Origin of the sequence: Laspinema olomoucense D3b (assembly GCF_025370785.1) — a bacterium.
Taxonomy (GTDB): Bacteria; Cyanobacteriota; Cyanobacteriia; order Cyanobacteriales; family Laspinemataceae; genus Laspinema; species Laspinema olomoucense.
This window is the reverse complement of sequence record NZ_JAMXFA010000030.1, coordinates 60,032-66,109: the sequence shown is the minus strand read 5'-3', so window position 1 is coordinate 66,109 and position 6,078 is coordinate 60,032. Positions and strand designations below refer to the sequence as shown.

Genomic DNA, 6,078 nt, shown 5'->3' with positions numbered 1-6,078 from the left:
CCCTTGGAGGGGTGTCCCGAAGGGACGGGGTGGTTTCTTGATTTGAAACAGACAGATACTTTTGAGTAAAGAAGCATGGTTCAATCCCTTTATCTGGCGGAGGATACAGCCTTATTCCCCTCCCTTGGAGGGGTGTCCCGAAGGGACGGGGTGGTTTCTTGATTTGAAACAGACAGATACTTTTGAGTAAAGAAGCATAGATAAATACCAGCTCACTAGCTAGAATTTACCACCCCGCCCCTCCGGGGCACCCCTCCAAGGGAGGGGAATCAGCCCCAAAACTTGAGAAAAATTACCCCGTAAAAAACATAGTCTTGTAAGGTGGAGGGGAATCGGAGAGAGGCGATCGCCCTTACTGTGACATCAAACCCGGTAAAATCGGGAAACCTGAGATTAACCCCTGGTTTTATCCCCCCGCAATTTATGATTGCCATAGAAGAAGTCGTGAATGCGCTCGACTGCCAAGACTATCGAGAAGCGGCAAAATTACTCAAAGCTCTCCGTGAAGAATCACCCCAGAATCCTTGGGTGGGGTTTTATGTGGGGCGCTATTATGAAGAAACCGGGAAACTGGATAAGGCAGAGAAAGCCTATCGACGGGTATTGCGAGAGGTAACAAATCCCAAGATAGTGTCTCAGGCGCGGCAGGGGTTAAAGCGCATCGAAACCCGACCTAAAGAACGAGTTAAGGAGGCGATCGCCCAAGTCAAAAGTGATCCATCCCAGCTTAAACCGGGGTTGCTGGTGATTGAACCGATTGACGTGGCACAAAGAAGCGAACTGGTGGTCAAGTTTGCGCGGATTATGCAGCTACAACCCTATAACGCTAAACTGTTGCTGCCAACGAGAACCTGGCGGATGTATCGAACTGGGGCGATCGGGGAATTGCGAGTGTTTGTCTCCGAACTGCGACAAGCGGGAATCCATTGTTTTTGTGCCACTTTAGAGGAAATTAAGCAAGTGCGGGTGTTTCGCATCAGTCATTTTGAGGCGATCGCACCCCAGGCGGTGGTGATTTGCAAAGATGAGAGCGATCGCGTGGGTCAAATCGCCTTTAATTGGTCCGAAGTCAGCCAACAAGTTGAAGGCAACCTCCCCATATTCAAACAAGTTGCTGTCGAAAACCATCGCCGCACCGAAGTCACTTATAAACAAGAAATGCACGAATATGTGGGAATGAAAGACTTGCACCTACCGGGGAGAGGCTGCATCCTGCGTCTGTGCGAAGAACATTATGAATTTGACAAAGGATATGCCTTCATTCCGGGACAAGACAACTCGGGGAAAAAGCAAAAATACAGCATTGACAGCATGAGTATGCACTTAAAATGGCAAACCCTGATTAAAGTCCTCAAACAACACCTGTCAGAAGTCCCCACCTGGACCGACTTTACCCCCTTCGCCGAAACCACCCTTGCCGAAGCGGATATGCTAGAGCGCATCCCCTCTCACATTCATCTGTTCAGAGTGCAACCGACTCCCTGGGACCCGGCCTTTCACTTGTATAGCAGCCTAGTTTTTCTTAAACCCTATTTGTAAGGGAAGGAGAGAGTTATTTCCCCGGCACTGGAAACCGTACAAAGGTAGGGTTTTTACGCTCATGGTGATTTGCTTTTCCTTACGGAAACTGCATCTCCGGTCCCCTCCCCTTAGCAAGGGGAGGGTTAGGGTGGGGTTCTTGTGATGTGTGATATCTCCGGTCCCCTCCCCTTAGCAAGGGGAGGGTTAGGGTGGGGTTCTTGTGACGTGCGATATCTCCGGTCCCCTCCCCTTGGCAAGGGGAGGGTTAGGGTGGGGTTCTTGTGATGTGCGATCGCACGTCACGAAGAAATAGGTAGGACTAGCCTCCATACAGGCGTGCTCGCTGGAAAGATTGCATGACGTGGCGATCTCCACGTCACCGCCAACACCCCACCCTAACCCTCCCCTTGCCAAGGGGAGGGGACCGGAAGTGCCGCGCAAGCCAAAGTTTTCTGAAAAACCCGGTTTCTAACCCATTCTATACCCCTGGACTAAAAACGGGGTGACCCGATGACTGAGTGGCACAACCTCATCAATCTGATTATGATAGAGTAATTAATAAACCCTACCCTGGCAGGAATCATCATGTTAGCCACTACCCCCACTTACCAGATCACCTGGGAAAAGTTGCCCGATGATTTTGTGCTGCCTGATGACCCCGTGGATAATATCAATCAACCAACTCTTGCGGCAGCCTTAACTGAAAGCCTACAGTTAGCGGGAAAACTCCCAGAAACCGCCCTCACCACCACCAACTACGGCATTTGTGCGACCCTCAATGGCAAATTCGTAGTCAAAGCGCCCGATTGGGCTTACATTCCCCATATTACAGTTAAACGCTCGGAAGTCGAGCGGAGTTATACCCCCCGACTGCAAGGAGAAATTCCCGCCCTTGTTCTGGAGTTTTTATCAGAAACGGAAGGGGGAGAATATTCCATCAAAGAAACCTATCCCCCGGGGAAATTCTTCTACTACGAGCAGATTTTGCAAATTCCCAGCTATGGCATTTTTGACCTAGAAACGGGTACATTAGAACTGTATTGTTTAGGGGAAAACAAGCGCTATAAACTAGAATCTGCAAATGAAGAAGGCCGGTTTTGGCTACCCGAAATGCAGCTATTCTTGGGAGTATGGCAAGGAAAACGAGACAATCGGGACGGATACTGGTTACGCTGGTGGGATTTAGATGAGAATTTACTCTTATGGGGTACAGAACGGGTCGAACAGGAACAGCAACGGGCTGAACGATTAGCGGCTCAACTTCGTGCTGCGGGAATCGAACCGGAGGAATGACCTATTCTGAGTTGTGGAAGCGCAACAACTAGGAAAAATTGTCACAAAACCGGCAATTTTTCCCAGAAGGGAGCGAACCTTAATAATCTGAAAAGTATCAATTTTTTATCCAATTGACCAGTTCTGTAAGCCAATTCCCTTGATTCGGCGAAAACGTTTGCAACCCACTGACTCGCGCCTCAGTCACCACGCAAATCGCCCCATCAAGCTTGCTTAAATCAGTGAGAAATCTCTCACTAAATTCTGACATTTCCGGTACAGTTAGAGTTTCGTAAAAGACTAAAACGATCGCCTGTTCCGATTCTAACGTCAATTCATCCCAATAGGATTGCAGATCCGCCATTGTTTTCGGTGTGCCATCTGCACTTTTGGGACAGTTAGCGCGGCGCATTTCATTGTAGATTTTAGCAGCAGGATTATCTTTATCGATAAACTTGCTGCCATCGATGCAGATTAACTGGAGGGATGAAGACAATCCCATTTCTTCTAATTTGGCATAGAGGCGCTGGGGTAAATTGGAGACTGGTTCTGGTTCTACTTCATCCTCCTCACCATGCCAAGCGCGATAAAATTCAGGATAGGACAGGTTTTGGGCGCAATGCCAGATGATTTGGAAGGATTTCTCAAAGAGAGGAAAGTCCTTTTTATGAATCTCATGGGATAAGCAATCCTTCAAGCCAGTCACCGCAAACTGCATCTGTTCTTCTGCCCTCAAAATGTCTCCCAAACTTTCTGCCGCTTGCCTCCGGGTATATTTATCTTCAAAGTTGGCGGCTAAATTGAATGACTCCTTCATCGCCTCTGGATTGCCCGCGCCAATTTCTCCCCAACTAGCCGCTTGCCTGGGGGTATATTTATTTTCAGAGTTAGCTATTAAATTGACTAACACCGCGATCGGCTCTGGATTGCCCGGGTCAATTTTACCCAAACTTTCTGCTGCTGTCCTTCGGGTCCATTTAGATTCAGAGTTGGCGATAACTTTGAGCAACGCCGCAATCACCTCTGGATTGCCCGGGTCAATTTCTCCCAAACTTTCTGCTGCTCGCATCAGGGTCAGGGTCCCTTCAGATATAGGGTTATTTTTGGGAACTGATTGGATCGCCCTGCCCTTGCTAATTTTTATCATCTATCTCGCTCTACTCCACCTGGGCCATTTATCTTCATAGTAGCCGATGATTAAATTGACTAACGCTGTGATCGCGGTCGGATTGCCCGGATCAATTTTACCTAAACTATCTGCCGCTAAACACCGAATATCTACATTGTTGGTATGGTCGATTACATTGCCTAACGCCGCGATCACAATGGGATTGCCCGGGCCGATAATTTCACCCAAACTATCTGCCTCTAGTAGCCTCATGGGCCATCTATATTCATAGTAGGCGACGATTACATCGGCTAACGCCGCGATCGCCTTTGGATTGCCCGCGTTAATTTTACCCAAACTTTCTGTCGATTGCCTCCGGGTATCTTCAGATTCAGGCTGGTCGATTAAATTGACTAACGCCGCGATCACAGTGGGGTTGCCCGCGCCCATTTGCACCAAAATATATGCCGCCTGCCACCGAATATATACATTTTCAGAGTTAGCGATTAAATTGAATAACGCCGCGATCGCCTTGGTGGGTTCTGTTTCTCCTAAAACTGTTCTTACCTCTAATTCTATCGGATCGAAGAAAGTCGGCCACTCTTGCTTTTCTTCATCAAAATAACGAAACCCCCACCGAACAAGTTGAGCAACAATCTCATCAGCCCGATCGCATTCCTTAAACTCCGCGATTCCGGAAGCAGCGAGAAAATAGGCACGATATTCATAAAACCCGCGATCGCGCCTGTATCGGTTTTCCCCTTCTCTGCATCCATCCTCAAACTCGATTAACCGGGATATAAACTCTTCTTTTTTTTCCTTCGGTACATCCTTGCGCCCCAACCACAGCAAAATTGTCTGTTTCCACAGGGGGTCAAAGATGCGATAGGGCCTTCCTGAAACTGGGCGATCGCAATGTTCTCTAGGCAGGAAAAAATCCCAATCCTCAAGGCTTAACGCCGCGAAATATTCCTGAAAGGTGGCGTGATAGAAAGCGTAAACCTTCTCTGTGTCGTCTTCTGCCGCCACTCCCACCTGATTTAACCAACCCAGTTGCAGCGCTAAGGCACACAGAGACTTATCATCATCACAATCCCCCAGTACCTCGGTAACCAACTGATGCCGCAGGCGAAACGGAGAGGCGGCATCATCTATTCCTCGCCGCGCCAATTCTCCTAATGCGTGGTTAAGTTGCTGACGCTGCGGTTCCGTGGTGGAGAAATAGTTCTGTTTCCACTGATAAATTTTCCCCACAAATTTTTTGTAAAGTTCTGCCTGAGTTTCTGGCAACCCTTCGGAGATTTGCCAAGTGCTGCACAGTAGAGTCAACCGCAGAGGATTTTTGACTAAATCCTGAAGGCGCTGATATTCCGCTTTGGCTAATTCCTGGCGCAGTGCTTCACCATTGGCAGGGTCCTTTACAAAAAACTTACGGATGAACTCTTGCACATTAGAGGGATAGTCATAATTCAGCATCCGATAAGTCTCGAACGCTTCCAAAGCATTGAGATTCGCTTCCCAGACATTAAGCCGACAAGTTAGAACCACCCGCGCTGAGGCGATCCAGCCTTTCAGTTGCATGGCGATTTGCTGGAGTGGCAATCCTCCAGTGGCCCTTTCCGTCGCCATCTCATCCACCCCATCCAGCAGCAACCACACCCGCCCTTGTTCCAGTTGCGCCAGAAAGTCTTCTCGCACCTGTTCACTCAGGCGCGATGAGGGAATCACTTGTTTTAGCCAAGTTTCCAGCAAATAGTCCCCGAGTTCCCGTCCCTGCAAGTCCGCTAAGGAAATCCAAATCGGCAAATCTGAGCGTTCCTCTAAAATCCAAAAAGCGATTTTTTGCAGCAGGGTGGTTTTTCCGGCACCCGGTTCGCCGATGATAGCAATCTGCCGCCCTTTGGTTTTGCCTTCCCCTTTGCCGAGGATATCTTGCAAAAACTGATCATGTTCAAACCGCTGTTTTTCTTCATATCCCGTGGGTTCGTAGAGTTGCGAACCCGCTTCGGCGCGAGTCTCCCCCGGACGTTTGTCGCGCTGGCGTCGTTCCACCAGCGCCAGGGGAACGTGAATGTCATCGAGGTTAAAGTTGATATCCTCGTTGGCGGTGAGGAGGTTGCTGCTGAGTCTGCGGTTGAGCATCGTTTCGCAGACTTCGCGCCAGTCGGGGGGAGTTG

4 protein-coding genes are annotated in these 6,078 nt (G+C 49.0%); 2 read left to right on the top strand and 2 right to left on the bottom strand.

Annotated features, from left to right (window positions below):
* The first annotated feature begins 423 nt into the window (after positions 1 to 423).
* Positions 424 to 1,539 (top strand): tetratricopeptide repeat protein, encoded by a 1,116-nt coding sequence (locus tag NG792_RS20150; protein WP_261236573.1) that lies wholly within the window; start codon positions 424 to 426, stop codon positions 1,537 to 1,539.
* Positions 1,540 to 2,106: 567 nt separating this feature from the next.
* On the top strand, positions 2,107 to 2,814 hold the full coding sequence (locus tag NG792_RS20145; protein ID WP_261236572.1) for a Uma2 family endonuclease: 708 nt from the start codon (positions 2,107 to 2,109) through the stop codon (positions 2,812 to 2,814).
* Between the two features lie 97 nt (positions 2,815 to 2,911).
* Here the strand turns inward: NG792_RS20145 and NG792_RS20140 are convergent, their stop codons facing one another.
* Together NG792_RS20140 and NG792_RS20135 are read right to left on the bottom strand one after the other, a co-directional pair.
* Entirely contained in the window at positions 2,912 to 3,940 is a 1,029-nt protein-coding gene (locus NG792_RS20140; protein WP_261236571.1) for a HEAT repeat domain-containing protein, read from the bottom strand.
* Positions 3,941 to 6,043, bottom strand: a complete 2,103-nt coding sequence (locus NG792_RS20135) for an NACHT domain-containing protein (protein ID WP_261236570.1) — start codon at positions 6,041 to 6,043, stop codon at positions 3,941 to 3,943.
* Positions 6,044 to 6,078: the final 35 nt, after the last annotated feature.

What these genes read in the sequence shown, in the direction of transcription:
- NG792_RS20150 (WP_261236573.1), top strand. Translation starts at nt 424, where the DNA reads ATGATTGCCATAGAAGAAGTCGTGAATGCGCTCGACTGCCAAGACTAT.
- NG792_RS20145 (WP_261236572.1), top strand. Translation starts at nt 2,107, where the DNA reads ATGTTAGCCACTACCCCCACTTACCAGATCACCTGGGAAAAGTTGCCC.
- NG792_RS20140 (WP_261236571.1), bottom strand. Translation starts at nt 3,940, where the DNA reads ATGATAAAAATTAGCAAGGGCAGGGCGATCCAATCAGTTCCCAAAAAT.
- NG792_RS20135 (WP_261236570.1), bottom strand. Translation starts at nt 6,043, where the DNA reads ATGCTCAACCGCAGACTCAGCAGCAACCTCCTCACCGCCAACGAGGAT.